Genomic DNA, 3,455 nt, shown 5'->3' on the forward strand with positions numbered 1-3,455 from the left:
GTAACCGCGTGCTGCTGCTGACCGCCGAGGACAAGCTGGAAGAACGCAAGATCGAAGCAGGCCTTTCCAACTGGGAATTCACCGAGATCAAGTCCGGCCTGCAACGCGGCGACCGCGTCGTCACCTCGCTCGACCGCGAAGGCGTAAAAGCAGGCGCACGTGCCGTCGCGGAAACCAAGCCTGATACTGCAGCGAAGAAATGATCCGACTCAGCACCATCGAGCGGGTCTTCCTCGTCGGCGACGAAGAAGTGCATGCCCTGCGCGGAGTCAATCTCGGCATCAACGCCGGCGAATACCTGTCGATCATGGGACCGTCCGGCTCGGGCAAGTCGTCCCTGCTCAACATCCTCGGCCTCCTCGACCGGCCGAATTCCGGCCGCTACGAACTCGACGGCCGCGACGTCACGGGCCTGGGTGACGATGAACTGGCGCGCGTGCGCCGCGAAAAAATCGGCTTCGTCTTCCAGTTCTTTCATCTCGTTCCGCGCCTGACGGCGGAACAGAACATCGAACTGCCCATGGTACTCGCCGGCATCGACCCGGCCGAACGGCGACAACGTCTGAACAAACTGCTCGCCGAGTACGGTCTTGAAGACCGCGCCCGCCATCGTCCCGATCAGCTCTCGGGTGGACAATGCCAGCGCGTTGCGATTGCCCGCGCTATGTCCATGCAACCGCGCATCATTCTCGCCGACGAACCCACGGGCAACCTCGACCGCAACACCGGCCAGGAAGTCATGGCGCTGCTGGAAAAACTCCACGCCGACGGCGGCACTCTGGTCGTCGTCACCCACGACAATGAACTCGGCAGCCGCGCCAAACGCCGCATCCGCATCGTGGATGGGCAGATCGTCGGCGACGATAGCGGTACCTGAAATGCGTTTCGCCGACATTCTGAATTTTGCCTGGCAGGTGGTACGCGGCAGCCGCTCGCGCACGGCGTTGATCCTGCTCGCCATGGGCATCGGCGTAGCAGCCGTGGTCATCGTCAGTTCGCTCGGTGAAGGCGCGCGCCGCTATGTACTCGATCAGTTCGGTTCGCTCGGCACCAACCTGCTGATCGTGCTGCCGGGCCGCTCGGAAACTGCCGGCGGCGCACCGGGTTTCATTGTCGGCAAGACGCCGCGCTCCATCACCATCGACGACGCCATTGCGCTGACGCGCAGTCACTCCGTGAAGCGCTTCGCGCCGCTGATCATCGGCACCGGCGACGCGCGCTGGAATTCGAAGAATCGCGAGGTGCCTGTGCTCGGGACCACCGCCGACTACATCCAGGTGCGCCACATGGAAATGGCGCAGGGCCATTTCCTGCCCGAAGGTGACCCGCATCATGCCGAGCCGGTATGCGTCGTCGGCATGCTGGTGCGTCGCGAACTGTTCGGCGCACAGGAGGCGCTGGGCGAATGGCTGCGCATCGGCGACCGCCGCTTCCGCGTCGTTGGCGTGCTGGCGCCGCAGGGACAGTCGCTGGGCTTCAATACCGACGAACTGGTCATGGTGCCGCTGGCCAGCGCGCAGGCGCTGTTCAATACCGATTCGCTGTTCCGCATTCTCGTCGAAGCCAAAGGCCGCGAACGGGTACCCGACGCGCGCGAGGACGTGCTGGAAATCATCAAGACGCGACATGAGGGCGAACGCGATATCACCGTCATCACGCAAGATGCCGTGCTCGCCACCTTCGACCGCATCCTGCGCGCGCTGACGCTGGCGGTCGGCGGCATTGCCGCCATCAGCCTGGGTGTGGCCGGCATTCTGATCATGAACGTGATGCTGATCTCGGTCTCGCAGCGCCGCAAGGAGATTGGCCTGCTCAAGGCCATCGGTGCAACCAGCGGCGAAGTGAAAATGATCTTCTTCACCGAAGCGGTGATCCTCGCACTGGGCGGCGCAGTGATGGGACTGCTGGTCGGCAAGCTCGGGCAGATGGCGATCGGACAACTCTATCCGGCGATACCCTTCAGCCCGCCATGGTGGGCGCTGATTGCCGCACCGCTGACAGCCATAATCACATCCATCCTCCTCTCGGTGGCACCGGCGCGGCGCGCAGCGCAGCTTGATCCGGTGCAGGCCCTCTCGCGCCGCTGACATGAGACTCGCCGACTTCATCCGCTTCGCCCTGCTCTCGCTATCGGCCCAGCGACTGCGCACATCACTCACGTCGCTGGGCATCGCCGTCGGCATCGCGGCGGTCATCCTGCTCACCAGCATAGGCGAAGGACTGCACCAGTTCGTGGTCGACGAATTCACGCAATTCGGTACCAACCTGATCAGCGTCGCCCCGGGTCGCACCATGACGCACGGCGGCTCGCTGGGCGCCATCAATACCTCGCGCCCCATCTCCATCGACGATGCCATCGCCCTGCGCCGCGCTCCCTACGTGCAAGTGACCGACCCGATGATTCAGGGCAATGCCGACGTCGAGTACAACAGCCGCTCGCGCCGCATCACGCTGTATGGCGTGGGCCATGATTTCCTGCAGGCCATGCGCCTGTCGGTCGCCGTCGGCGAGTTCCTGCCGCCCGACGATCCGCGCACCGCAAGGGCCTTTGTGGTCCTGGGCACCAAGGTCGCCCAGGAACTTTTCGGTGGCGAGAATCCGCTCGGCGCCCGCATCCGCATTGGCGGCGAACGCTATCGCGTCATCGGCATCATGGCGCCCAAGGGACAGATCCTCGGCTTCGATCTCGACGATACGGTATTCATCCCCGTCGGTCGCGCACTCGAGATGTTCAACCGCGACAGCCTGATGGAAATCCACGTCACCTATGATCCGACCGCACCGCTGGCCGAGGTCGTTGCCGGCATCAAGCATGTCCTGACGGCACGTCACGGACGCGAGGATTTCACCGTCACACCGCAGCAGGAGATGCTCGCGGTCTTCGGCACCGTGCTCAATGCCATCACCTTCGCGGTCGGCACCATCGGCGCCATCTCCTTGCTGGTGGGCGGTGTCGGCATCCTCACCATTCTCACCATCGCCGTTTCGGAACGCACCGGCGAGATCGGCCTCCTGCGCGCCATCGGTGCCACGCGCCGGCGCATCCTGCTGCTGTTCCTTGGTGAAGCCGCGCTGCTTGCCGCCATTGGCGGCATGGCCGGCCTCACGCTCGGCTGGTCGATAGCCGCGCTCATCAAGCTGTTTCTGCCGGCGCTGCCCGTGCACACCCCCTGGTCATTCGCCATCGCTGCGGAACTTTCCGCCATCGCCGTCGGCCTCATTGCCGGTGTCATGCCGGCGCGCCGTGCCGCCATGCTCGATCCACTCGAAGCCTTGCGTTCGGAATGAATCCGGCCTATCGGAATGTCGCATTGCTGGCCGCCTGCCAGGGTCTGCTGCTGACCCACGGCGTCAGCATGGTCGCCGTCACGGGCCTGGCGGCACGAGCTATTGCGCCGGATCCGTCGTTCGCCACGCTGCCGCTCACCACCTACGTTCTCGGCGGCGCGGCAACC

Annotated in this window: 3 protein-coding genes and 1 pseudogene; all 4 read left to right on the forward strand. The window is 64.6% G+C overall.

The genetic code is table 11. The annotated features are described in order from the left end of the window. Positions 1 to 203, forward strand: a pseudogene (locus tag HXX15_RS22910) (hypothetical protein); the annotation flags it as partial. Further along, entirely contained in the window at positions 200 to 877 is a 678-nt protein-coding gene (locus tag HXX15_RS22915; RefSeq protein WP_296519218.1) for an ABC transporter ATP-binding protein, read from the forward strand. The pseudogene HXX15_RS22910 and the gene HXX15_RS22915, both read left to right, overlap by 4 nt. 1 nt (position 878) lies before the next feature. Then, complete coding sequence (locus HXX15_RS22920) at positions 879 to 2,087, forward strand: ABC transporter permease (RefSeq protein ID WP_296519219.1); 1,209 nt, start codon at positions 879 to 881, stop codon at positions 2,085 to 2,087. Between the two features lies 1 nt (position 2,088). Continuing rightward, the gene (locus tag HXX15_RS22925) at positions 2,089 to 3,288 is read left to right on the forward strand and encodes an ABC transporter permease (protein ID WP_296519220.1); all 1,200 of its coding nucleotides are present in this window, start codon (positions 2,089 to 2,091) and stop codon (positions 3,286 to 3,288) included. Positions 3,289 to 3,455: the final 167 nt, after the last annotated feature.

Origin of the sequence: Rhodopseudomonas sp., assembly GCF_013377015.1 — a bacterium.
Taxonomy (GTDB): Bacteria; Pseudomonadota; Alphaproteobacteria; order Rhizobiales; family Xanthobacteraceae; genus JARJEH01.

What these genes read in the sequence shown, in the direction of transcription:
- HXX15_RS22925 (WP_296519220.1), top strand. Translation starts at nt 2,089, where the DNA reads ATGAGACTCGCCGACTTCATCCGCTTCGCCCTGCTCTCGCTATCGGCC.
- HXX15_RS22920 (WP_296519219.1), top strand. Translation starts at nt 879, where the DNA reads ATGCGTTTCGCCGACATTCTGAATTTTGCCTGGCAGGTGGTACGCGGC.
- HXX15_RS22915 (WP_296519218.1), top strand. Translation starts at nt 200, where the DNA reads ATGATCCGACTCAGCACCATCGAGCGGGTCTTCCTCGTCGGCGACGAA.